General features: G+C 67.6%; 23 protein-coding genes and 1 pseudogene. 8 read left to right on the top strand and 16 right to left on the bottom strand.

The window, feature by feature from the left end; all coding sequences use genetic code 11:
• Nucleotides 1-315 precede the first annotated feature (315 nt).
• Nucleotides 316-747, top strand: a complete 432-nt coding sequence (locus AWC07_RS22700) for a hypothetical protein (protein WP_244187665.1) — start codon at nucleotides 316-318, stop codon at nucleotides 745-747.
• On the opposite strand, the gene AWC07_RS22695 is transcribed toward AWC07_RS22700, so the two are convergent.
• The 3 genes from AWC07_RS22695 to AWC07_RS22685 all read right to left on the bottom strand — a co-directional run bounded on the left by AWC07_RS22695 (nucleotide 748) and on the right by AWC07_RS22685 (nucleotide 4,202).
• Nucleotides 748-2,154, bottom strand: coding sequence for a wax ester/triacylglycerol synthase family O-acyltransferase (locus tag AWC07_RS22695; protein ID WP_036417568.1), 1,407 nt, complete (start codon nucleotides 2,152-2,154; stop codon nucleotides 748-750).
• 16 nt (nucleotides 2,155-2,170) lie between these two features.
• On the bottom strand, nucleotides 2,171-3,424 hold the full coding sequence (locus AWC07_RS22690) for an alpha/beta hydrolase family protein (protein ID WP_036417570.1): 1,254 nt from the start codon (nucleotides 3,422-3,424) through the stop codon (nucleotides 2,171-2,173).
• A gap of 169 nt (nucleotides 3,425-3,593) precedes the next feature.
• Nucleotides 3,594-4,202, bottom strand: coding sequence for a TetR/AcrR family transcriptional regulator (locus AWC07_RS22685; protein WP_139829833.1), 609 nt, complete (start codon nucleotides 4,200-4,202; stop codon nucleotides 3,594-3,596).
• Between the two features lie 158 nt (nucleotides 4,203-4,360).
• Between AWC07_RS22685 and AWC07_RS22680 the strand changes: the two genes are divergently transcribed.
• On the top strand, nucleotides 4,361-5,002 hold the full coding sequence (locus AWC07_RS22680; RefSeq protein WP_036417572.1) for a class I SAM-dependent methyltransferase: 642 nt from the start codon (nucleotides 4,361-4,363) through the stop codon (nucleotides 5,000-5,002).
• Between the two features lie 134 nt (nucleotides 5,003-5,136).
• Here AWC07_RS22680 and AWC07_RS29420 read toward each other — a convergent pair whose 3' ends face one another.
• The 3 genes from AWC07_RS29420 to AWC07_RS22665 all read right to left on the bottom strand — a co-directional run bounded on the left by AWC07_RS29420 (nucleotide 5,137) and on the right by AWC07_RS22665 (nucleotide 9,502).
• A complete protein-coding gene (locus AWC07_RS29420) occupies nucleotides 5,137-7,923 on the bottom strand; it encodes an AMP-binding protein (RefSeq protein ID WP_085105239.1) in 2,787 nt (928 codons plus the stop codon).
• A gap of 3 nt (nucleotides 7,924-7,926) precedes the next feature.
• Nucleotides 7,927-8,409 carry a flavodoxin family protein gene (locus AWC07_RS22670; protein WP_036412654.1) on the bottom strand — a complete coding sequence of 161 codons (483 nt, stop codon included), beginning with the start codon at nucleotides 8,407-8,409 and terminating at the stop codon, nucleotides 7,927-7,929.
• Between the two features lie 106 nt (nucleotides 8,410-8,515).
• Nucleotides 8,516-9,502, bottom strand: coding sequence for a GNAT family N-acetyltransferase (locus tag AWC07_RS22665; protein WP_036412652.1), 987 nt, complete (start codon nucleotides 9,500-9,502; stop codon nucleotides 8,516-8,518).
• Nucleotides 9,503-9,790: 288 nt separating this feature from the next.
• Here AWC07_RS22665 and AWC07_RS22660 point away from each other — a divergent pair, with 288 nt between their 5' ends.
• The 4 genes from AWC07_RS22660 (at nucleotide 9,791) to AWC07_RS22645 (ending at nucleotide 14,560) form a co-directional block, all read left to right on the top strand.
• Entirely contained in the window at nucleotides 9,791-10,039 is a 249-nt protein-coding gene (locus tag AWC07_RS22660) for a hypothetical protein (RefSeq protein ID WP_051507958.1), read from the top strand.
• A 135-nt stretch (nucleotides 10,040-10,174) separates the two neighbouring features.
• Nucleotides 10,175-12,016, top strand: coding sequence for an AMP-dependent synthetase/ligase (locus tag AWC07_RS22655; protein ID WP_036412647.1), 1,842 nt, complete (start codon nucleotides 10,175-10,177; stop codon nucleotides 12,014-12,016).
• A gap of 57 nt (nucleotides 12,017-12,073) precedes the next feature.
• Nucleotides 12,074-13,198, top strand: a complete 1,125-nt coding sequence (locus tag AWC07_RS22650; RefSeq protein WP_036412644.1) for an Rv2629 family ribosome hibernation factor — start codon at nucleotides 12,074-12,076, stop codon at nucleotides 13,196-13,198.
• Nucleotides 13,199-13,243: 45 nt separating this feature from the next.
• Complete coding sequence (locus AWC07_RS22645; RefSeq protein WP_036412643.1) at nucleotides 13,244-14,560, top strand: phosphoribosyltransferase; 1,317 nt, start codon at nucleotides 13,244-13,246, stop codon at nucleotides 14,558-14,560.
• A gap of 33 nt (nucleotides 14,561-14,593) precedes the next feature.
• Here the strand turns inward: AWC07_RS22645 and AWC07_RS22640 are convergent, their stop codons facing one another.
• The 6 genes from AWC07_RS22640 to pcaH all read right to left on the bottom strand — a co-directional run bounded on the left by AWC07_RS22640 (nucleotide 14,594) and on the right by pcaH (nucleotide 18,299).
• Nucleotides 14,594-14,884 carry a DUF1876 domain-containing protein gene (locus tag AWC07_RS22640; protein WP_036412660.1) on the bottom strand — a complete coding sequence of 97 codons (291 nt, stop codon included), beginning with the start codon at nucleotides 14,882-14,884 and terminating at the stop codon, nucleotides 14,594-14,596.
• Between the two features lie 195 nt (nucleotides 14,885-15,079).
• Nucleotides 15,080-15,481 (bottom strand): PIN domain-containing protein, encoded by a 402-nt coding sequence (locus AWC07_RS29055; protein ID WP_036412642.1) that lies wholly within the window; start codon nucleotides 15,479-15,481, stop codon nucleotides 15,080-15,082.
• Nucleotides 15,472-15,699: a type II toxin-antitoxin system VapB family antitoxin gene (locus AWC07_RS29050; RefSeq protein WP_036412641.1), complete on the bottom strand. Its 228-nt coding sequence runs from the start codon at nucleotides 15,697-15,699 to the stop codon at nucleotides 15,472-15,474. The genes AWC07_RS29055 and AWC07_RS29050 overlap by 10 nt, the downstream gene beginning before the upstream one ends.
• A gap of 37 nt (nucleotides 15,700-15,736) precedes the next feature.
• Nucleotides 15,737-16,966 (bottom strand): lyase family protein, encoded by a 1,230-nt coding sequence (locus tag AWC07_RS22625; protein WP_085105238.1) that lies wholly within the window; start codon nucleotides 16,964-16,966, stop codon nucleotides 15,737-15,739.
• Nucleotides 16,963-17,532, bottom strand: a complete 570-nt coding sequence (pcaG, locus tag AWC07_RS22620) for a protocatechuate 3,4-dioxygenase subunit alpha (RefSeq protein ID WP_051508305.1) — start codon at nucleotides 17,530-17,532, stop codon at nucleotides 16,963-16,965. Before pcaG ends, AWC07_RS22625 begins: the two co-directional genes overlap by 4 nt.
• Before the next feature lie 2 nt (nucleotides 17,533-17,534).
• On the bottom strand, nucleotides 17,535-18,299 hold the full coding sequence (pcaH, locus tag AWC07_RS22615) for a protocatechuate 3,4-dioxygenase subunit beta (protein ID WP_036420098.1): 765 nt from the start codon (nucleotides 18,297-18,299) through the stop codon (nucleotides 17,535-17,537).
• A 57-nt stretch (nucleotides 18,300-18,356) separates the two neighbouring features.
• On the opposite strand from pcaH, the gene AWC07_RS22610 reads away from it, so the two are divergent.
• Nucleotides 18,357-19,118 carry a class I SAM-dependent methyltransferase gene (locus AWC07_RS22610; protein ID WP_036420097.1) on the top strand — a complete coding sequence of 254 codons (762 nt, stop codon included), beginning with the start codon at nucleotides 18,357-18,359 and terminating at the stop codon, nucleotides 19,116-19,118.
• Nucleotides 19,119-19,132: 14 nt separating this feature from the next.
• On the opposite strand, the gene AWC07_RS22605 is transcribed toward AWC07_RS22610, so the two are convergent.
• Together AWC07_RS22605 and AWC07_RS22600 are read right to left on the bottom strand one after the other, a co-directional pair.
• A complete protein-coding gene (locus tag AWC07_RS22605; RefSeq protein ID WP_085105237.1) occupies nucleotides 19,133-19,618 on the bottom strand; it encodes a hemerythrin domain-containing protein in 486 nt (161 codons plus the stop codon).
• On the bottom strand, nucleotides 19,615-20,454 hold the full coding sequence (locus AWC07_RS22600; protein WP_051508153.1) for a Rieske (2Fe-2S) protein: 840 nt from the start codon (nucleotides 20,452-20,454) through the stop codon (nucleotides 19,615-19,617). Before AWC07_RS22600 ends, AWC07_RS22605 begins: the two co-directional genes overlap by 4 nt.
• Between AWC07_RS22600 and phtC the strand changes: the two are divergent.
• Nucleotides 20,439-20,894: pseudogene (gene phtC, locus AWC07_RS22595) on the top strand (3,4-dihydroxyphthalate decarboxylase); the annotation flags it as partial. The gene AWC07_RS22600 and the pseudogene phtC sit on opposite strands and share 16 nt — an antisense overlap.
• On the opposite strand, the gene AWC07_RS22590 reads toward phtC, so the two are convergent.
• Nucleotides 20,882-21,685: an IclR family transcriptional regulator gene (locus AWC07_RS22590; protein ID WP_036417064.1), complete on the bottom strand. Its 804-nt coding sequence runs from the start codon at nucleotides 21,683-21,685 to the stop codon at nucleotides 20,882-20,884. The pseudogene phtC and the gene AWC07_RS22590 overlap by 13 nt on opposite strands.
• A gap of 31 nt (nucleotides 21,686-21,716) precedes the next feature.
• On the bottom strand, nucleotides 21,717-23,521 hold a 1,805-nt coding region (locus tag AWC07_RS29045), incomplete at its 5' end, for a PE family protein (protein ID WP_167380121.1).

Raw genomic sequence — 23,521 nt, 5'->3', positions numbered from 1 at the left:
ATAAGTCAACACGACCGCCCCGGAAAGACAGTGCACCGTACACCGTGTGTCGCCTTACTTATGCGCGACTTAGTAACGCTAGAACCGACGTGGTCGTCAGTCAGCGGCCAGAAGTCCTCTTCCGCCTGGCGAAGGTCCCTACGCTTGGTGCAGTCGGCAACGAGGCACGGCCGTTGGGCCTTTCGCCCCTATTGCCGGCAGCGATGAAGCGGTCGGATAAGCGTATGGGACCAGCCAGTCCCAACGATCGCCAGATAATCGCCGGATAGAGGTACAGCCATGCGCACTTCACCGCCCACCCCGCCGAGGACACGCATGTTTGCCCGCGTGATCGGCCCCTTTCTCGTTATCGTCACCGTCACGGCGATCGCCCGGACCTCGGAAATGCGAACGCTGCTCACGGAGTTCCGGGCCAACTTTGTGTGGCCCTGGGTTGCGGGCGCGTTCACTCTGCTGATCGGGCTGGTCGTCGTCGCGCTGCACCGGCACTGGCGGGGCGCCCCCGCGATCATCGTGTCAGCCGTCGGATGGATGACCACGCTCAAAGGGTTCTTGCTGATGGCCTTCCCCCAAACCTACCTGGGGTTTGCTAGCGACGCGATCGATGCGCCGGCCTGGTGGCAGGGCACGTTCATCGTCATGGCGCTGGCCGGGCTGTATCTGACCTTCATCGGATGGGCTCCCACCCCGCGCCAAACGAGTCCACAAACGGCAAGCCGGCCCAAGGATCTGCCGCGGGCCGCCTGATCAGATCCCCACGCCCACCGCAGCTTCCAGCTCGGTCAGACACTGTTCGGTCAGCGGGATCAACGTCTCGATATCGGGCACGATTTCCCGCCCCGCGACGTAGCCGAACCCTATCCGGTCGGCGTAGGAGCACGTCGTCACGTTGAGCGCCTGACCGTCGTAGACAGTGGACACCGGATATATCTCATCGACATGCGCGCCGTTCCAATACCTTTCGGCACGGGGACCCGGAACGTGTGAAATTGGGACGTTGTAGCCGGTGCGAATCTTCGGCGAAAACGGCAGCAGCGGAAAAACTACCGTAGCGGCAATGCTTCCCGCGACCGTCAACAGCGATGCCGCCGCTCCGCGCTTGCCCACCCACTGTTTTCCTTCCGACATCGACCGATGGATCAGGTTCAACCGTGCCAGCGGGTCATCGATGTCGGTACCCAAGGGGCACAACCAGAGACCGAACATGTTGCCATGCTCGTCATCTTCCCCGGTGTGCTCGTGACCGCGAACGGTGATCGGGCAGGCGGCCACCAGCGACTGCTTGGGCAATTCGCCGCGGTCGAGCAACCAGCGGCGCAGCGCACCGGCCACCATCGCGGTCACCACGTCGTTGCCGGTGACCCGGGCGGCATGTTGCACCGCCTGGATGCGGGTCTTCGGCCAGCTGCCCGCCGCGACGGCTCGCTCGGATCCGAGACGGCCGTTGAATCGCGTGTACGGCGCTCCGAAAGGCAGCACCGTCGTATGGCCGATCAAGCTGTCGAGTATGGTCGACACTTCGCCCGTGACAACATGATTCACCAGCCCAACCCCGGATGCGGCCGTCCCGACCAGCGTCCGCAACGGCGCCACCAGACGAGGTAGCAGACCAGTCGACGTCGCCTTCGTCGCGCGTTCCCGAGTGTGCTCGGCGTAGAAGGGCGGCATCGATCGCCGGTCCGCATCGGTGCTCAGCGCCTCGGCGATCATCTTGAACCCGGCCACACCGTCGATGACGGTGTGATGCACCTTGATATAGAAGGCGAATCGGCCGTCCTCGAGGCCATCGATCAGATACGACATCCACATCGGACGGGACCGATCGAGGCGCTCGGCATCCAGCTCGGCAATCAGCCGCCAGAATCCGGCACCGTCACCGGAGACGGTGCGCCGCTGGCAGTGTTGCCCGATGTCCACGGCGTCGGCGTCACGCCATACCCAGATGCCCCCGGTGTCTACACCCTGATGCGGATATCTTCGCAGCCGTGGGTCGATCGGATCGTTGCTCGCCTGCGTTTGTCGATACAGCTCGTCGACGTATTCGGGACCCGCACCCGGCGGTGGTGACAGGATCAGCACAGCGCCGACATGCATCGGGTTGGACACCAATTCCGCGGTCATCATCGCCGCGTCCAGCGGATCCAGTGGATTCATCTCGTCCTCCGCGACTTTATGCCGGGCGGTCGCGCTGTGCCGCCGGCCGGTCCAGAAGCCCTGATTGCTGCAGCGCCTCCTCGACAAACCGCTGCACCGGCCGGGACCGGAAGAATCCCGTATGACCACCGGGGTACCAAACGATTTCGGGTTTACCCCAGTGCTCCCAGAGTCGGATCACCTGCTCGCGCGGATGCACAAGCTGGTCAGCGACACCGGCGTAGATGAACCGGCCGGCCATGGGCACCAGCGGGGTAAGCGAAAGAGGTGAAATCATTCGGCCGATCGGTTCGGCCATCGTCACCATATCGCGGCGGGGATCGTCACGATGCAGACCGGAGTGACGGCCGAGCAACTCGACCAGATCAGCGACCGGGACACCGAGGATCGCGCAGGTGAGGCCCTCTTCGAGGCTGGCCACCAGGGACGCCAGGTAGCCACCCAGCGACAAACCGTTCAACCCGATCAGCGATTCCGGCTCCTGCAACCGTATCCAGGACACCAGCCGCCGGATGTCCCATACTCCCTGAGCCGTCGCGTGGACGTTGTCGAGAACATCCTCGCCGGGAAACACCGCGCCTTTGGGCAGGCCACGTGCCCGGGGGCCGTGCATGGGAAGGACCGGCATGACGATGTTCAGGCCGAACTCGTCGTGCAGTTTCCAGGACCGAAACAACGCCAGATCGAGTGGGGCCCGCCCCATTTCGGTGCCATGCACACATACCAGCCAGGGGCGCGGTTCGGGATGGCGCAGCAACAACGCGTACGCGCGGTTGTTCGCGGTATATTCCGACCAACGGTGGGCACCCGGTTCACCCGGGTCCGGTGTGTAGCCGCTGACGAAATGCAGACGGAAAAAGGTGTGTCTGCGTCCCTTGATCTGTCGGACAGCGACGTCTGCCGGTGGCGGTGGATCGGCGAAGAATCCGCGCGGCCGCCTCAGCCATCCGTGGTTACCGTAGAACTCCAGCCCGGCGGCCACTTCGTCGCGGATGCGCTCGAACACGTGCCCGCCGCTGACCGGGCGGCGCGCCTTCAGGCCGAGCAAAACGATCTCGTCACGAAACGCCTGGGCCGCCAACGCAATAGTGGGTCGTGCGATCGGCAGATCGTCGGGCGTGTGATCGAGATAGTCGCGCCATGATTGGGCGAAATACCGGCCGGTGTGCAGGAATGGTTTGACCAGGTTGCTCAAACCACCGATGCCGGGTGGGTCCAGCTGCCGTGGTCCCGGACGATCATGGACGTCGTCACCGGCCGATGTTGCCATGGCGGCAAAGCTAACAGCCCACGATGCGGTGCGTTAGGGTCTTACGTCCCGCCGAAGGTCACCGGCGAACACCACCTGGTGGCCGCATTGCCAAGCGGGCCGGCGCACACGAAATCCTTGACCGGCAAGCACACTTGCCGGCAGGCGTCTAGCCACTCGCGCAGCGCTATCAGCTCAGGCCGCGCTGGTGCGCGATTGCCAATACTGCCTCGACCCAAGCGTCGATGAAACGGCCATCGTCGACCTGGCCTGGGATCTGACCGAATAGCCGGTCAAGTTCTCGGTAGGAGGACATCGATTCGATCAGGATGAGCGCCAGGGCGTCGAGGTCGGGCGGATCGATCCCAGCTTCTCGAAAGCGACTTTCCAGCCAAGCCACAACCTGTGCGTATGGTCGCGCGACGAGGCGGCTATAGAGCTTGGCGCGCTGGCGTTTCGGGAGCAGGTCGGCCTCGCGGCGAACGAAGCGGATCAGTTCGGCCCGGCGGTCCAGGGAGGCGAGGTTCCACCGGGCGAGCAAGGTCAGCTCGGCCCGCAGGTCGCCGAGGGGCAACATTGCTATGGCGTGAACCAACTCGTCCATCTCGCTCAGCTCGCGATCCAGCATGGCTTCGAGGAGTTGTTGCTTGCCCTTGAAGTGCTGGTAGAGCGCCCCGGATCGGGGCGCTAGGCCTGCCGCTTTTTCGATTGCGCCAACTGTCGTCGCCTTGTAGCCGTGTTCGGCAAACAGTTTCAGCGCGGCATCCATCAGGCGATCAGGCGTCGAGGAAGTACCCACCTCCCAATCATACGTTATCTTTTATCATAACGACTGTTGTGATAGCTTCGGGAGCGGAGGTTCCCAATGAATGCGGTGAAGGTGCTGTTGTCAGAGTTCGCTGCGCGGCTGCCCTGGCGACGTGCGTGTCCGTTACCCGAACGCCGTGCGCCGCAACGATGAGTCGACGAAAGACGGTGAGCCATCCGCTATGTGCGCGGCTCTATGTGAAGCAGTCCCAGGCCGCCGAAACGCGGGGGCTGGCCGATCAGCGACGCCGAATGCTGGCCGGGCTCGCCGGGGAGGTGGTTGAAATCGGCGCCGGCAATGGACTTAACTTCGCCCGTTACCCGCAGGCGGTGACGCTGGTACATGCCTTCGAACCCGACCCGTATCTGCGGGAGCGGGCGGCGCGGGCAGCCGACGCCGCGGCAGTCCCGGTCAAGCTGGGTGACGCGGCGGCCGAGGATCTACCGCTGGAGGATGCCAGCGTCGACTCCGCCGTGACCTCGTTGGTGCTCTGCTCGGTCAGCGAACCAAGGCGGGCCATCGCCGAGCTGCACCGTGTGCTCCGACCCGGCGGTGAACTGCGCTTCAATGAGCATGTCGTCTCCAAGCGTCCAGTCGGACGCGCCCTGCAGCGAACGGCTGACGCGACCATTTGGCCGACGCTGTCCGGCGGGTGCCATCTAGCACGCGACACTCGAACGGCCTTGGAGGATGGCGGTTTTGGCATCGAGTTGGTCGAGCGGTTTGTTTTCCGTGTGTCAGCGCTGGATCCGCCGAAGACCCACATCCTAGGCGTCGCACGCCGCCTCTGACGCCTGCCAAGGTCCGGCCGGTATCCGTTCGGTGAGGTGGCGATGGGCGATCTCGGTCGCGGTGCTGCGAAGGGAGTCGACCACGTCGCGGAATTCTGGTTCGCGCGCGGCGTGGTGACAACACCCACCGCTTGTCACTCGACATCGGGTTCGCCCGACATCCGCAGCACCGCCTCGCGGGCCTCGCGTTGCACGTCGACGGCCGCATCCCAGTCCGGGCCCACCGGCCGGATCGGCGCACCGATGACGACGTCGACCGCGCCGCGGCGCGGGAAGTGGTGGCCCGGTCTCATGACCGACCGGGTCCCCCGGATGGCGATCGGAAGGGCCGGCACCCCGGCCTCGGCCGCGACGACGAACGCGCCGATGTGGAAGGGCCGCAAACCCGGGGCACGGGCCAGCCGGCCTTCGGGGAAGATGACCAGCGACTGCCCCGCTCGTGCGAAGGCCACCAGCTGATCGGTGTCGGCCACACCCTGCTCACGCTGGTGACGTTCGACGAACTGGGTGCCCAGCCGCCGCAGCGCAAATCCGTAGAGCCCGCGCTGCAGCTGCTCGGCGACGACGAAGTGGAACGACGGGGGCAGAACGGCGGCGAGCACGATTCCGTCGATCCAGCTCGGATGGTTGGCCACCGCGATGCAGGTTTGGGCCGGCAGGTGATCGCGGCCGTGCACGGTGATGGCTGTTCCGGTAAGGCGGGCCAGCAGCCGGATCGATCGCCGAACCGCCCACCAGCGCCACTGCTCCCGCGGCAACAGCATCAGTAAAACCACCAACGCTAACCCCAGGATCGCGTACACCGCCCAGGTGTAGGCCGCGAACGCGATGGCGGACGCCGCGCGGCCGGTGCGGCGCATCGACGGGGCCGCGCCGCGCAAGCGGAGCCGCACCAGCTCCCACCACACCGCATGAGGCCGGGCGCCGATTCGTCCCGCCTCGTAGAGTTGCCGGCTGGCGGCCCGCCGGATCTTGCCGCTCGAGGTCTTCAACACCGCGCGCGGCGGGGCCAACACCACGTCGTCCGGCGGTACACCCAGCAAATCAACTGTGGTGGAAGCGATTTCGGAGCGCAGCGCGGCGCGGGCGGCGTCTTCGGTCAGCCGGGTCTCGGCCATCACGACGAGTCGCTCGGCGCCCCCCGACCGATCGGCGGAGGCGAACACCGCCACACAACCCTTGCGAACCCCGGTGAGATTGCCCACGGCCTCTTCGAGCTCGGCCGGATGCAGGTTGCGGCCGGCCCGGATGATCAGATCCTTGACCCGGCCGGTGACATAGAGGTCGGCGTCAGCCACGTAGCCCAGGTCGCCGGTGTCGAGCCAGTCGCCGTGAAACAGCGAACGCGTGGCCGTCGGGTTGTTGAAATAGCCGGCGGCCGCTGACGGACCGCGGAACTCGACGCGTCCTTCGCGCCGATCGCCCAGTTCGGCGCCGGCAGTGTCGACGATGCGGATTTCGTGGCCGGGCAGCGGCCGGCCGCAGGCCACGAAGCGCAGTTGGTGGCGCTCACCGGGTCGGGCCGGCTCGGCCCGACCGGAGTGCACGAACTCGTCGCGGCGGATCCGGTCGATCAACGGACCCCGGCCCAGTGGCGGGAAGGCCAGGCCCACCGAGGATTCGGCCAGGCCGTACACCGGGGTCATCGCGTCTCGCCGGAAGCCGTACGCGGCGAAGCGGTCGGCGAATCGCTCGATCGTCGCGGGGCTCACCGGCTCGGCGCCGTTGTAGGCCAATCGCCACGAGCTCAGGTCGAGCCCGGCGATCTCGTCATCGCGGACCTTGGCCAGGCACAGCTCGTAGGCGAAGTTGGGCCCGGCCGACATGGTCGCCCGGTTTGCGTGGATGGCCCACAGCCATCGGGACGGACGGATGAGGAACGCCTGGGGACTCATCACCACCAGCGGGACACCGAAATACATGCACCCCAGCCACGCGCCGATCAGACCCATGTCGTGGTACAGCGGAAGCCAGCTGACGAATGTGTCGGTCCCCGACGCCCCGGCGGCGTGGCCCATGGCCCGGATGTTGGCGAGCAGGTTGCGGTGCGTGAGGGCCACCCCTTTGGGCTGGCCGGTGCTGCCCGAGGTGTACTGCACCAGGGCGAGGTCGTCGGTTCTCGGCCTGGGCAGTGCGGGCCGGCCTGGACCCACGTCTTCGCCTGTGCCCGTGAGGGTTTCGGGTACGACGACGTGACGCAGGCTTTCGACGTTCGACCGTAACAGGTGCCCGAGCGTCACCGCCTCGGGCACGGTGACCAGCAGCATGGCCCCGGCATTGACGAGGATGCCGGTAGTGCGGCGCAGGTGATCCGCCAACTGGGACGGCCGGGCCGGCGGGTAGACGGGGACGGGCACCGCGCCGGCGAGCACCACACCGGCGAACGTGGCGAAGTAAGCCCGGCAGGTGGGCAACATGATGGCGACCGTCTCGCCCGGCATGACGTCATGTGCGATCAGCCCGGCCGCGACGGCGGCCGCCTCCCGGTGCAGCGTCGCATACGTCAGGTCCGTGCCGCCGCCGGAATCGTCGAGCAGCCGGATGTGCATGCGCTCCGGGGTCGCGCCGACGTGCCAGTCGAGGACATCGTTGAGGGTCGACGCCGCTTCGGGCGCCCGCCCTCCCGGTTCCGTGGTGGGGACAGACACCATGGCGCCGCGCTCAGGGGCCAAGACGGGATGGCCGCGAGCAACCGCCACCACCAGGTCGCGCGGTGTCTCGGCACTGGCCAGCAGGTCCGACGGCAGCGCCACCCCGTACTTGCCCTGGACCCGCAACAGCAGTTCGGCCAGTTCGAGGCTGCCGATACCGAGGTCGTCGAAAGTGCTGTCGAGGGTCACCGAGGGGGGCATGGCATGCGGGTGAACCTCGGCGACCAGGCCACGCACCAGGGCCAGGACGTCGCGCTCCTCGGCTGCCATCTGTCAGGACGCCGCTCTGGACCCCGCGACCCGTTCGCGAATCCGTTCGGCGAAAGCCGCAGCCCGATCCAGGTCGTGGCGGTCTGGCCGGCCCTTGTTGATCCCGCCGATGTACCCGAACGGCCCCACGGTGTCGAGGCCCCGGCAAGAGAACAACCCGATCACCTCAAAACCCTTGGCAGCAAGCTGTTTTCCCATCGGCTTGTGATAGCTCGTCAGCGGGATCTCACGGGCGCCGCTGGTGAAGAAGGTGACCGCCGCAACGCCGTCGACCTGCGGCAGGCGACGCAAAAAACTCCGTAACCTCGGGTGCACCGCCATGTAGTAGATGCCTGATCCGAAGCCGACGAGATCGTAGTCGCCGAGCGTATGCGGATCGACTTCCTCGGGTTCGACCACCTTCGCGTGCAGCACCTCAGCCATCCGGTCGGCGACGCGGCGGGTGTTGCCGTGCGACGTCGACACGCACACGATGAGCGATTTCATCGACCAACTCCTTCCGATACCGAAGCCGGACAGGTCCATGCTGCGCAGCCACCTCGCCGTCGGGTAGGGCGCAAAGGCCCCAGATCGCAGAGGCGTTGTACCCGCCTCAGTCGAATGCGTGGATCACCTGGTAGGCCACATTCAGGATCTGCTTGCGCAGGACCTCATCGAGGGGCAGATCCTCGAGGGCTGGGATCTGCACCGTCGTGGTGACCACACCGGGATCCTCCCGCTCCCAGCAGGGATGCAGCTTGCGCACCAACGCGCGAGCGGCTTCGTTGTCGGCTAGCACCAGGGCGCGGAAGCGGTCGATGCCATCGGTGCGCGCCGCGATCGCCAGCGCGGTCAGCAGCATCGTCCCGATCCCCCGACGCTGATACGCATCGCCGACGCTCAGCGCGACCTCGGCCAGGGCGGGGTCATCGTTGTCCCGAACGAACCGGCCGACCGCGACGACCGGCCCGTCGGCGCCATCGGTCATGACCCAGACGAAATGATCGACATAGTCGACCTCGAACAGGTAGACCAGCCGCGCATCGGTGAGCTGGTAGGACGACATGAAGCGCCGATACAGGGTTTCCCGGGAGAACGTGCCGCTGCTCTGGAACCGTTCGGCGTCGCCGGGCAGGACCGGGCGCAGCAGCAGATCAGGATGGTCTTCGACTGATACCGGGATCGGGGCGACGTAGGCCGCCAACCGTTGTCGCGCGGTGCGGACCATTCGCTCGGCGATCGCCGGGATGGCCAGCATGGCCTCGAAGGCGTCGTTGTATCCCACATAGCCGCACACGTCGTCTTTGGCGATCACCGTCGCCGTCCGCATCGTGTGGCGCAACAATGCGATTTCGCCAACGATCAGCGGCGGCGACAGTTCGGTCACCGATCTCTGGCCGTCCCGGCCGACGTGCCTGACCTCGACCCGGCCGGCGGTGATGATGGCAAACGACTCCCCCCGGTCACCCTGGCGCATCAGAACCTCGCCCGCGACCGCATGCAGCGGCTTCAGGTGGTCAGCCAACGCTGTGAGCTGCTCCGTCGCGATGTCGGCGAACACCTCTACCGCTGCCAGATCCTGCGGCCGAACTGGGTTCACCCCGGCCCGCCCACGAACGAGACCGGCGCCGCCACGCGGTGATCGGTTGCTACAGCTGTCATCTCGCTCATTCCTCGGGTTGCGCGACACCCCCAACATCGAAGTACGCTACCCGCCCGGTCCGGTGATGGCCTGGGCCAAAAGACCCTTCCGCCAGGGACTTCGGCGGGTCCGGACAGCGACCAAAGCACACCGGCAACGGTGCTCTTGGCCTCTAGGGCCGGGGCCGCGCCGGTGGTCAGATCGATACTTACGAGCTGACCAACTCGGGAGAAGCGGGGGATCACGATGAACGCAGCGATATGGCGGCATCACAAGGTCACGACGATCTATCAGGTGACCGACCGCCTGCACGACGGACGTACTGCCCGGGTAACCGCGAACGAGATCACGGCCACCGTGGCGGGCTGGTTGTCGGAATTGGGCGTCCAAAGCCCGTTGGTCGACGATCTGGCGTGTGCGGTGCGTAGCGGCGACTGGCCGACGGCCTATGCCATCGGCGAATGCCTGTCCATTCAGGTGAGCATCGCGGCCTGAGCACGGCCCGCCGACGCCTGAAGGGACGATTGCCGTCGGCTGGATGACTTTGGTCCCTATACCTGCTCCGGCTACCGCAGAACCATCGGACTTGTCAAGGCGCACCAGAAAGATCGTCATGCAGGGATATCAGTCATGAACGCCGCACTCGCCTCGCTGGAGAAGCCCGATTTCTCCAAGATCGAGAGCCGGCCGCCGTCGGTCGCGAGGATGTTTCTCGACCGGGTGGCCGCCACCCCCCACGCGGAGGCCTTCCGCTATCCACACGATCACGGCTGGGAGAGCGTCACCTGGGAACAGGTCGGGGAGCGCGTGCGCCACCTCGCCGCGGGGCTGATCGCGCTCGGGATTGCCGCCGAGGACCGGGTGGCACTTGCCAGCTCGACGCGATACGAGTGGGTGCTCACCGACTTCGCGGTGATGTGTGCCGGCGCAGCAACCACCACCGTCTACCCAACGACCATCGCCCCCGACGTCGCCTACATCGTCGCCAACTCCGGCAGCCGGATCGTGGTCGCCGAGGACCAAAAGCAGGTCGACAAGTTGCTGGCGCACCGCGCCGAACTGCCTGCGGTGAGCAAGGTCGTGATCATCGACGGCAACGGTGACGGGGACTGGGTGATCACCCTCGCCGACCTGGAGCAGCTGGGTAAGCAACTGCTGGCCGACTCGCCCAACGCCGTCGAGGAGCGGGTGGCGGCCGTCGGTCCCGACCAGCTTGCCAGCCTGATCTACACCTCGGGCACCACCGGGCGGCCCAAGGGGGTGCGGCTGACCCACGGGGCCTGGACATACACCGTCGCGGCCATCGATGCTCTCAACGTGCTCGGCCCCGACGACCTGAACTTCCTGTGGCTGCCGCTGGCCCACGCCTTCGGCAAGGTGATGCTGGCGCTGCCGCTGTCGATCGGCTTCACCACCGCCATCGACGGGCGCGTCGAGAGGATCGTCGACAATCTCGCAGTCCTGCATCCCACCGTCATGGGCGCCGCACCCCGCATCTTCGAAAAAGCCCATGCCCGCATCGAACAAATGGTCGCCGAGCAAAGCCGTTTCAAGAGAACGGTTTTCGGGTGGTCGATGGGGGTGGGTTTGAAGGTGTCGGCGGCCCGGCAAGCCGGCCGGAAACCGTCGCTGGCCGCTGCGTTGGCGTACAAGCTGGCCGACCGGCTGGTGTTCGCCACCATCCGTGAGCGTTTCGGCGGCCGGATCCGGTTTTTCGTCTCCGCGGCCGCCGCCCTGGACCGCAACGTCGCGCAGTGGTTCGACGCGATCGGCATCACCGTGCTCGAGGGGTACGGGCTGACCGAGACCGCTGCGGCATCGTTCATCAACCGCCCGCACGCGTATCGGTTCGGCACGGTGGGCTGGCCGTTCCCCGCCACCGAGGTCAAGATCGCCGGCGACGGCGAAATCTTGCTCAGGGGACCGGGTTTGATGACCTCCTACCACGATCTGCCCGAGGCGACCACCGAGGCGCTCGACCCGGACGGGTGGTTTCACACCGGCGACATCGGCGAGGTCGACGCCGACGGCTACTTGCGGATCACCGACCGCAAGAAGGACATGTTCAAGACCTCCCAGGGCAAATACGTGGCACCTTCGGCGATCGAAGTGCGGTTCAAGGGCCTGTGCCCGTATGTGGGCGAACTCATCGTCATCGGCGAAGCCAAGCCCTACTGCGTGGCACTGGTAAGCCTGGACCGCGAGGCGATCACCGACTGGGCCGCCAAACACGGTTTGGCCGGACGATCGTTCGCCGAAATCGCCGGCGACGACCAGACGCGCACCCTGATCGCGGGATACATCGACATGCTCAACGCGGAACTGAATCGCTGGGAACAGATCAAGAAATTCACCATCCTCGACCGCGAGCTCTCCATCGAATCCGGCGACCTGACGCCGAGCATGAAGCTGCGCCGCAAGGTGGTCGTCGGCAAGTCCGCCGACCAGATAGCGGCTCTGTACCAAGACTGATCGCCGCACAGGCGACCTGCGGGTAAGTATCACGACGACAGAGCGGAGAAGGTGCACATGCGATCAGAACGCCTCCGATGGCTGGTAACCGCCGAAGGTCCGGTCGCCTCGGTCTATTTCGACGACTCCCACGACACCGCCGATGCCGTCGGGCAACTCGAGGCGAAATGGCGGGATATCCGTCGGCATCTCGAGGAGCTGGGCACAGATGCGGAACTCGTCGGCAAGCTCGAAGACGCGGTGCTCAACCATCGACCGGCCGTGGGCCGGCGCGGCCGCGCGGTCATCGCGACCAGCGACCAGGTGCTGGTCAACGAGCAACTCCTCAGCCCGCCGCCGATGACGGTGGTCCGGCTGTCGGAGTACCCCTATCTGGTTCCGTTGATCGACCGCGAAATGCCGCGGCCCACATACGTGTTCGCCGCAGTGGACCACACCGGGGCCGACGTCCGGCTGTACCGCGGTGACTCGTTCAGTTCCACCAGTATCGACGGCGGCGGCTACCCGGTCCACAAACCGGTCACCGCGGGCTGGAGCGGCTACGGCGATCTGCAGCACACGACCGAGGAAGCCATCCGGATGAACTGCCGCGCCGTAGCCGACCACCTCACCCGGCTCGTCGATGAGACCGACCCGGAGGTGGTGTTCGTCTGCGGCGAGGTCCGTTCGCGCTCCGACCTGGTTTCGGCATTGCCGCAACGGGTGGCGCGGCGGGTGTCCCAATTGCATGCCGGAGCCCGCACCAGCGGCATCAGCGAGGACGAGATCCGCGAGTTGACGGCAGCGGAGTTCGCCCGCCGGCGATCCGCCGAGCTGACCGACGTTGCGGAGCGTTTCCAGGCGCAGCTGGGACGTGGTTCGGGGCTGGCCGCCGAAGGGGTGGCCGCGGTGTGCGCGGCGCTGCGTGACGGCGATGTCGACACGCTGATCATCGGCGACCTGGGCGACACCACGGTGGTCACCGGCGCGGCGCGGACGACCGTCGCTCCCGATGCCGACGCGCTGTCCGAGCTCGGTGAGCCGGTGGCACGGGTGGTTCGGGCCGACGAAGCATTGCCGTTTGCCGCGATCGCCGTTGACGCGTCGCTGGTGCGCGCCGACGACCAGTTGGCACCCGCCGACGGTGTGGGCGCGCTGCTGCGCTATGCCGCGACCGACAGGCTGGCCGGACAGAGTTCGTGACGCTCGGCAGTACCGGGAATCCGTGAGGGGATGGACACTCGACGTATGAGGCAGTTCACGGATCGCATCGACGCCGGCCGGCAACTGTCGCGCCGGCTGGAATTCTTACGGGGTCAGCCCGTGGTGGTGCTGGGTCTGCCGCGAGGCGGTGTTCCGGTGGCTTTCGAAGTCGCCCGGGCGCTGCGCGCTCCCCTCGACGTGCTCTTGGTGCGCAAGCTAGGCGTGCCGGCGCACTCCGAGCTCGCCTTCGGCGCCATCGGGGAAGGCGGTGTGCGGGTGATCAACGACGACGTGGTGCGCGAGGCACACCTCACCGACCGGGAAATGGCCGCGGTGGAGACCACCCAGCGGGCCGAACTGCAGCGCCGAGCGCAACGTTTCCGCGGCGACCACGTCCCGGTCGCGCTCGCCGGGCGCATCGCGGTGATCGTCGACGACGGTGTCGCGACCGGAGCCACCGCGCAGGCCGGCTGCGAGGTAGCCCGTGTCCAGGGGGCGAGCCGAGTGATCCTGGCCGTTCCCATCGGAGCGACGGACATCGCCCAACGGTTCGCCGGGTACGCCGACAAGGTGGTGTGCCTGGAAACACCCGTGCCCTACTTCGCGGTCGGCCAGGGATACCGCAACTTCGCCCAGACCTCCGACGACGAGGTGGTGGCGCTGCTGCGTCGCGCCCGCGCCGAATTCGGCGCGGGCAGCCAACCCGGTGACCCGCCACCGCGTGACGAGGAGGTCCGGGTGACTGCCGGACCGGTATCGGTGGCCGGGCGGCTGACCATTCCCGAACACCCCGGCGGCGTCGTCGTTTTCGCTCACGGCAGCGGAAGCAGCCGACACAGCCCGCGCAATCGATACGTCGCCGAGGTCCTCAACCGGGCCGGGCTGGCCACCCTGCTGCTCGACTTGCTGACACCCGAGGAAGAACGCAACCGCGCCAACGTTTTCGACATCGGCTTGCTCGCCCGGCGACTGGTCGACGTCACCGGCTGGCTGGCCGGCCAGCCCGACACCGCTTCCCTGCCGGTCGGTTTTTTCGGGGCCAGCACCGGGGCCGGCGCGGCTCTGGTTGCGGCCGCACATCCCGGGGTCAAGGTCACGGCGGTGGTATCCCGTGGCGGACGGCCCGATCTGGCGGGCGATGCGCTCCGCGACGTACACACGCCCACCCTGTTGATTGTCGGTGGCCGCGACGAGCTGGTCCTCGAACTGAATCAGCAGGCGCAGGCGGCGATCCCGGGTGTGTGCGAACTGGCGGTGGTTCCCGGCGCCACTCACCTCTTCGAAGAACCGGGCACACTGGAACGCGCGGCAACTCTGGCGCGCGACTGGTTCCTCGAGCACCTCGCCGTCAACAAGTCCTAACGCGGTTCCGCGGGGACGTGCATCCCCGCCAACTCAGTGGTGCAGACCCGTGACCGGCTGGTGCGTGCTGGCCTGGATGTCGGCCGACGTCACCGCGAACAGCTGATTCGCCAGATCCGTCAAGGCCCGTGCGATCGCGAGTTCGTCGCCGATCTCGGCCACCGGCTCGTCGGCCGGGTCGAGCCGGGCCAGGCCGACACCGACCAGTGTGTGATCACCCCAGACCAGTCGCGCCTTGGCCCGGGTCCGTTCGTCGCGCTCCTCGATCAGGACGTCGACATGGTAGGACTTGGCGTTGTTGGCGTTGTTGGCGTTGTCGGTCATCGCCATCTCCTTAGTGTCTGCAGTCACTATTGATGCGATCAAAGCCGAACCTATGACCAGTAGAGGCAAAAGTCACGAGCCGGCGTACCTGCTGGCGCGGTCGGCGATTTCGAGTGTCAGCCCGGGGCCGGAGCGTAACCGGCGATCGCACGACAACGGCGGCGCCGAAGCCACACGGCCGTCGTTCGACGGCCTCTAGCCGAGGCGGCGGACGGTCAGTGGCCGGACTTCGGCAATCCGGGCGTAATCACGGTCAACGTGCACAACGCCGAGCCCGTGATAGACAGCCGTCTCAGCGATCATCAGGTCCGGGATCGGGGTGCGGTGCCACATTCCGTGGTGATCAGCGAGGTCACGCTGGAGCGCCAACGCTCGCTCCAGCACGTCAGGTGGCGCCGCCACAATGTCGAAGCTAGCGCTCAGCTCGGCCTGCAGCTGGTCGTAATGGCGGGCCGAGCGGGCGGAGTAGAGCTGCTCGAGCTCCCCGACGAGGCAGATAAACAACCGCCCGGCCAGTTCCGCGAGCTGGGCGCCGATGACGGGATCGGACGCACGCGCCGCCGCGCTCTTGTCGAGGATCCAACCTGCTAGCGCCACATCTCCTCCGAGCCGAGCACTTTCTCGTCGACGTGGCTGGCGAGCCGGGTGAAGTAGCGCCGTTGCCGAGCCGCTCGCTCGTCCTGCGCATGTTCTGCTTCGGCGGCGGCTCGCCGCAGGGCCTCTTCGACGGTCGCCCGAGTCGTCGCGCAGCCCAGGGCGCGCTTTGCCCGCGTCAGGAGGTCCTCGTCGATCTCGATCGTCGTCCGTTTCCGCATGCATACATATTATCAATCTGATGTGTACATGGCGCACTCACGAACCACCGCCGAGCGCGCGCTCAGCACGCTGCAGGCTCTGGTCGATCAACCGGTCGACGGCGCCAAGGTAGCTTGGCGACGCTTCCGTTCCGGCCAAGTCGGCAATCACCTGCTGTTCACCCAGAACATCTGCCGCACTGAGGTTTTGGGCCATCTGCGCGGTATGCACGTCAAGTCCGGCCAGCAGTTCGCCGCACTGGGAGCCCGCGACCACGGTACGGCGGGCCAGGGTCCGCAGGGTGTCCCATTCGACATGCCAGGAACCGTCCGGGCGTTCGTCGTTGGCAAGCGCCGCGGCGGTATGCAGGGTAGCGGCCAAATGCGGCGCGGCGATGGCGGCTCGACGGATCAGGATGGACAGCACCGGATTACGCTTGTGCGGCATCGACGACGATCCGCCGCGCGGTCCGCTGACGGGTTCATCCAGTTCGGCGATCTCGGGGCGAACCAAGGTGACGACGTCGGCGGCGATGCGGCCCCAGCAGTCGGTGCACCCGACCAGGGCGTCGCCGGCGGCGGTGACCGGCGTCCGCGTGGTGTGCCACGGTAGCCGCACCTGAAGTCCCAAAGTGGTGGCGGCACTGCGCACTACACGATCAGCTAAGTCCGTCGGCTCCGTGGTGGCGGTGAGTAGAGTGGCCAATTCGGTTGTGGCCGCCCAGGTTCCGACAGCACCGCCGAACTGAGCGGGAATGGTCAGCGCGCCGAGCCGCCGATAGGCGTCGACGACGCCGTTGAGCCATACCGCGGCCTTGGCGCCGAACGTCGTGGGCGCCGCGTGCTGAGTCAGGGTGCGGGCCACCATCGGGGTGCCCCGATGCGCCCTGGCCAGCGCCGACAGTGTCGTAATCTGTTGCGCCAGTTCCGTTATCAAATGGTCGACAACGGAACGCATTCCCAGCATCAGGCTGGTGTCGAGGACGTCCTGGCTGGTCAATCCGCGGTGGATCCACGGCGCGACGGCCGGCAGGGCGCGATCTCGCAGCAGCGACACCAACCCGATGACCGGGTTCCCGCCGTCCTCGGCGGTGACCGCGAGCAGCTCGCAGTCGTGCTCGCCCACCAGATGCCGCAGGCCCGCTCCGGCCCGGTCGACGGGCGCCAGTCCGGCGTCGGCCAGTGCCCCCAGCCAGGCGGATTCCACTGCCACCATCGACCGCAGCAGCGACTCGTCGCTCAGGTAGTCGCCGGCGCGCTGGTCGCCGGGCCACAACAGGTTGGTCATCGCATATCGTCCCGGTACGTCAGGAACACGGTTTCGGACGGGCCCTGCAGGTGGATGTCGAAACGGTATCCGACACGGCCCGAATCGTTTTCGTCGACGCACCGCAGCGTGGCGCGCCGCGGCGGGTCGACCCGGGCCAACAGCGGATCGGCATCCAGTTCAGGCGACGGCAGGTAGGCGCGGGTGAACAGCCGGTGCAACAAGCCCCGGGCGAAGACGGCGATCACGAAAAACGGCGCCCAGCCGTCGACCGAGCGGGGTGCCACGGTGGTGAACCGGTAATGTCCGTCCGCGTCGGTCGCGGCCCGGCCGAATCCGGTGAACTCGGCCAAGCCGGTACCCGTGCGCCGTAACGAGCCGGCCTGTCGTGGAATGCGACCGTCTCCGTCGGCCTGCCAAATTTCGAGCAGGGCGTCGGGAACACCGGCGCCGTCGTAGACCGTGCCGTGTAACCCGATGGCGTCGGGATGCTCATCGGCGACCAGCTGGCTGTCGCCGGGATACGACAACGCGATGCCGAAGAACGGTCCGACGGTTTGCCCTGGGGTACCAGCCCATTGATCCATCGCTAGCGGTTTTCGGTCCAGGTCCGGCAGCGGCCCGACACCACGATGTCCCACCGGTAGCCGGTCGCGTACTCGGGCTCGGTGAGGCCATGATCGTAGGTGGCCAGCAACCGTTGGCGCGCAACGGGTTCCACGATCGACTGAAATATCGGATCCAATCCCAGGAACGGATCGCCCGGGAAGTACATCTGGGTGACCAGGCGTTGGGTGAACGCCGTCCCGAAGACCGAGAAGTGAATGTGCGCGGGTCGCCAGGCGTTGTGATGGTTTCGCCACGGATAGGGACCGGGCTTGATGGTGACAAAGCGGTATGAGCCGTCGGCACCGGTGAGGCAGCGGCCGACGCCGGTGAAGTTCGGGTCCAGCGGAGCTGGATGCTGGTCGCCCCGGTGGCGATAGCGGCCGCCGGCGTTGGCCTGCCAGATCTCCACCAGCTGACCCGTCACCGGTCTGCCGGTTCCGTCGAGAACCCGGCCGGCCACGATGCAGCGCTCCCCGATCGGCTCGCCGGGATGACCTGCCGTCAGGTCGGCATCCAGCGGGTCGACATCCCGCTCGCCGAAGCATGGGGCCCGGCGCTCGACCTCCTCGGGGTCGACGGTCAGCAGGGCGCGTTCGGGATGGCGCAGGATACTGCTGCGATACGGCGGGTAGTCCAGGAGGGGCTGGGTCTCCGCCCCGCCGCTGCGCTGGTATTCGGCTGCGATGGCATTGATTTCCGACGTGATGTCGGCTTGGGACGCGATGCGCTGCGGTGCGGCATTCACGAAGCGTGAGGCTACTCGCAATCGGCAACCCGGACCTATGGGGCTAGCGTTACCGCCATGGCGCGTGACTACGTCTACGACCAAGGCTTCTCGCAGGAGCGGACCCGGTTGGCCGGCATCGAAACCCTGTGGGACCCGGGGACGCAAGCCTTGTTGGACCACCTCGGTATCGGCCCCGGCTGGAGGTGCCTGGAAGTGGGCGCCGGCGGCGGCTCGTTGCTGCAGTGGATGAGCGGCCGCGGTGCCGCAGTGGTGGCCGTCGACATCGATACCCGCTTCATCGAACCGCTGGCCGGCGACACGATCGAGGTCCGCCGCCTCGACATCAGGACCGACCAGCTTCCCCAAGGTGAGTTCGACTTGGTGCATTCCCGGCTGGTATTGGAACACCTGCCGGACCGCCGCCAGATCATCGACCGGCTGGCCGCGGTGCTGCGGCCCGGCGGGTGGATGGTCATCGAGGACTACGACTGGACCGCCTTCGGCTTCGAGGGGGCGGGTGCCGAACTCGACCGGGTAACCGAGGCGATCCTGTCCTTCATGCAGCGCTCCGGCTTCGAACCACATTACGGCCGCCAGGTCGTCGCCGACCTGGCCGCAGCCGGGCTCACCGAGGTCCGCGGTGACGGCCGCGCCCGTGTTATCGATTCCGCCACAGCGGGTTTCGACTTTTTCAGGTTGTCCTTCGAAAGCCTGCGGGATGCCGTCGTCGATGCGGGGCTCATTTCCCCCGAGGACGCCGACGCGGCCGCGGCACGCTTCGGCGAGGACATCCGCGTCTTCACCCCGATCATGATGGCCGGAATCGGCCGCCGGTAATCGGCTGGGCGACGCTACAGGCTTCGGACCAGCGCGGCCCTGCCCTTGGTACGGAGCTTGTAGGCGGCAGATCCGCGGTATTGCTCCATGCGTGCGGCCATCTTCTCGCCCAGTTCCTCGAGTTCGGCGTCGGTGATCTTGACCTCGGGAGGAGCGGGGATCATGTCGCGTTCCTCTTCGTCGGCGTGCGCTTCGAGGACGGTCTTGAAGGAGTTCCATTCGTCTTCGTACCCGGGTGCGCTCTGGGGCGTGCGCAACAGCACCGAGAGCTGGTCGATCACCTGACGGTGCTCGGCGTGAGCCACCGCGATCAGCTTGCTGGCAGCCGACAGGGCCGGGTAGTAGAGGTCGTCCTCGATGCGGAAGTGAATGTCCAGCTCGATCAGCATTTCGTCGAACAAGGCATAGCGCTCTGCGCTGTTCACCGGCGCCTCGCTGATCTTGCGGCTGAGCCCCTTGATCACCACGTGGTGTTCCTGAAGCACTTCGTAAGCGTTCACTTGGCAATCCCTTCCGACGCGGGCAGGCCTTCATGACCGTCGCCACGCACTTGCACCATTCCGTCGACCAGCCGGGCCTCATAACACGGCAGCGGCGCCGCCGACGGCCCGCGCAACACCTCACCGGACTCCAGCGCGAACCGCGAGCCGTGCCACGGGCACACCAGCCGGCCGCGATCAATCCAGCCGTCGGCCATCGGCGCGGCCAGGTGTGGGCAGAACTCACCGAACGCCGCCACCTGCCCCGGTTCGGTCTGGCACACCACCAGTCCCACGCCGTCGACCTCGACCCGAACGGGCTTGCCGTTCAACGAATTCGCGGGCAATACCGGTGTCCAGTCCTTGGTCCGCAGCCGGCCCCCCGACTGGTCGATCCCGATGCCGGACTCGAACACCAGCGCCCCGCCGAGGTAGGCGCCGCCGACGGTGATGGCGTAGCCCAGCGCGCTGGCTGCGATCCCGCGAAGGTGGTGGCCGCGGCGGCGGTCCACCCACGACATCACGTACAGCGCGATCGCGGCCGTGTTCACCAAGCCGTGCACCAGCCCCACCCGGCGGTCCTCTTCGTGGGTGTGCTGCCAATCGGCAATCCCGGTGACAGCCGAGCCGACGCTTGCCGCAATACCCAACCCCAGTGCGCGGCTAGCAAACCGCGATGCGTCCAGCACCTCCGCGGCGGGCCGGCCCGGCAGCACGCTCAGCGCATCCAGGGCCACGGTGGTGCCGAGCGCTCCACTGGCGAACGAAGTCAGCGGCGGATGCACCGGGTGCCCCAGCCAGGTCAGCCCGGTGTCGCTGTCGCTGCGGCAACGGATGAGCGCTGGCCAACCCGGCATATCGGGCGGTCGCGCACTTACACCCTCCAGCCGTCGTCGCCGCCGACCTGGCCGGCGTCGCGCTGCGGCCGATCTACGGCGCCTACGACATTCCCGGCGCACGGCTCGCGCGCGGCGGCGTGCCCGTCTACGAACGCGCCGTGCTGATCCGAAACTCAGCGCTGGCCAAGGAGATGGTGGCCGCGATGGGCGGTGCGCCGGTGGTGATCTGTCGCGGCCACGGAATCACCAGTGCCGCCGGCAGCGTCGAGCAGGCCGTGTTACAGGCGATCAGCCTTGACAGGCTGGCCCGAATGTCGTTGCGGGTCAAGGGTGCCGGCGGCGCTCTGCGCGACATCGACGAAGCCGATTGGGACGACTTGCCAGACTTGGGATCTGACTTCAACATCGAATCGGCCTGGCGACACGAGGTGGCCCGGTTGGGTGTTCAGCCTAGCTGATCACCGATCTCCTTGGCCGCCTTGGCAAGTGCGGCCGCAACCGACGAGACTTGGGCGACGTCCAAGCGGCTATGCGGAGCCGCGGCGTTGAGCGCAAGCCGCAAACCTGGTGCCTTGGTGGGAATCGGCACCGCAACCGACGCCACGCCCTCCTCACTCTCCTGCCGGTTGACGGCATAACCCCATTCGCGGATGCGGGAAAGCTCGGCCTCCAGCTCGGTGCGGCTGCCGATCGAATGGTCAGTGACGCGGTGCAGCACCTCATGCGGAAGTAGTTGCCGCAGTTCAGGTTCCGAGAGTTGGGCTAGCAGCACCTTGCCCGTCGACGTGCAATGCGCCGGCATCGTGCGGCCCAGCCGGGAAGCCACCCTTACCGCGGCCGGACCCTCAACCGCGGCCACGAACCGAACGCTGGCACCGTCCAGCATGCCGACGTGAATCGTTTCCCGCAGACGCTCACTGAGACCGCGCATGATGGGCATGGCGGTCGTCTGGATATCGATACGGCTGAAGATGGAAAACGCCACGCTGGTCAACGCCGGCCCGGGTAGGTACACCTTCGACACCGGGTCTTGGCGCACGAAGCCCCGATAAGTCAGCATCGCCAGCAGCCGGTGCGCGGTGGACGACGCCATACCCAGATACCGGGTCGCCTCGCTCAACCGGATCCCGGGGCGCTCACCGAGCAGCAACAGCAGCTTGAGCGCATTGTCGACCGATTCGATCGGGTATTGCGGCACAACCGAATCGGCGGCCGGCATGCCCGTCGCGCGCTGCCTTTTCGTCGGCATGACAGTGACGGTACCGCCGATGAGTGCCCGATCACACTATGGTGCCGGGCGACCCGTTGCTGCCGGGCACCCCCAGATTGCCGGTGAACCCGGAGTTGCCGCCCGGGCCACCGGCCGCACCACCTTGGCCACCTTGCCCGCCCAGCGCCAGATTGCCGCCTTGGCCGACGGTGCCGCCCGTCGACGCATTTCCACCGTTGCCGCCATTGCCGCCGGCGCCGCCCTGACCGCCGTTGCCACCGGTGCCACCGGTACCCGTGCCGCCGTTGGCGCCGGCCCAACCGATCACGCCGCCGGCTCCCCCGCTGCCGCCGGTCGTTCCGCCGGCGCCTCCCGCGCCGCCGGTGCCGCCGTTGCCGCCGAGGGCGCCGACGTTGCCGGCGCCGCCGAACGTGGCCGCGGTGCTGGTGGTGGTGCCTGCCCCGCCGAAACCACCGTCGCCACCGGCACCGCCGATGCCACCGATCCCGCCGGAACCACCTGCGCCAGCGGTGCCGCCGGCGCCGCCGATGCCGATGAATCCGGCGCCGCCGCCGTTGCCGCCGACACCCCCGGTGCCACCCGTGCCGCCGGTGCCGCCGATCCCGCCGACTCCGCCGAGACCGCCGTTGCCGCCGGTCGCCGTGCCCGTGCCGTTGTTGAGGCCCTGGCCGCCGGCGCCGCCGTCACCGCCGGCGAAGCCGGCGGCGCCGATACCGCCGGTACCACCGGTCCCTCCTGCGCCTCCGGCACCGCCGTTGCCGATGAACATCCCGCCATGTCCGCCGTTGCCGCCCACGCCGCCGGTACCGCCGTTACCGCCGGTTGCGCCCAATGCCAGGCTCGCCGCACCGCCGTTGCCGCCGGCGCCGCCGTTGGCGGCACCATTGCCCGCGGTTTGACCCAGGCCGCCCATGCCGCCGGCGCCACCGTCACCGCCGCTGGCGCTACCGGTGTTGCCGTTACCTCCGGCCCCGCCGTTGGCATTGACGGCTCCCGTGATCGAGCCGTTGTTCGTGACCGTGGCGGCCCCGCCGGCCCCGCCCGCGCCGCCATTGCCGCCGGCACCGGCGGTGCCGCCATTGCCGCCGCTGCCGGCGGTCATGTCGATGACGCCCGTAATGGAGCCGGTATTGGTGTTCGTCACCGATGTGGCGCCGCCGGTGCCCCCGGTGCCGCCGGTCTGGCCGGCGCCGCCGGGGTCGCCGGTGCCGCCGTTCGCGCCGTTGAAAATGATGTGAGCACCAATGATGCCGTTATTCGTGATCGACACGGGTGCCGGGGTGGAACCGGGCCCGGCTGTACCGCTCGGGGGCGGGTTGACCCCGTTTGTCCCCGCGAGACCGGTGCCGCCCTGCCCGCCGTTGCCGCCGGAACCGAACCAGTTGGCGTTGCCGCCGTTACCGCCCTGTCCGGGAAGGCCGCCCAGGATGCCCGCGACCGCGGTACCGCCTTGCCCGCCCGCACCACCGTCCCCCAACAACGTGCCGCCGGCGCCACCGTTGCCGCCGGCCGCACCGGCTCCACCGAGACCGCCGATACCGCCGTTGCCAATCAGTACCGGGCCGGCACCCCCATTACCACCGGGCGCACCCTCCCCGCCGGCACCGCCAACCCCGCCGCTGCCGAACCAGCTGGCTGCTCCGCCGACTCCGCCCGCCCCACCGCCACCGGTCAGGTCACCGGCACCACCGTGCCCGCCGAAGCCGCCGTTGCCGAACACGCCGCCAACCCCGCCGGCACCACCGACCCCGCCGTTGGTGCCCGCCCCTCGGGCGCCGCCGAAACCGCCGGTCCCCCCGCTGCCGATGAGCCCGGTAGGCCCGCCGACACCGCCGGCGCCTCCTAGGGCAGTAG

Origin of the sequence: Mycobacterium gastri (assembly GCF_002102175.1) — a bacterium.
In the GTDB taxonomy this organism is placed as follows: Bacteria; Actinomycetota; Actinomycetes; order Mycobacteriales; family Mycobacteriaceae; genus Mycobacterium; species Mycobacterium gastri.
This window is presented reverse-complemented; position numbering and strand designations above follow the sequence as displayed.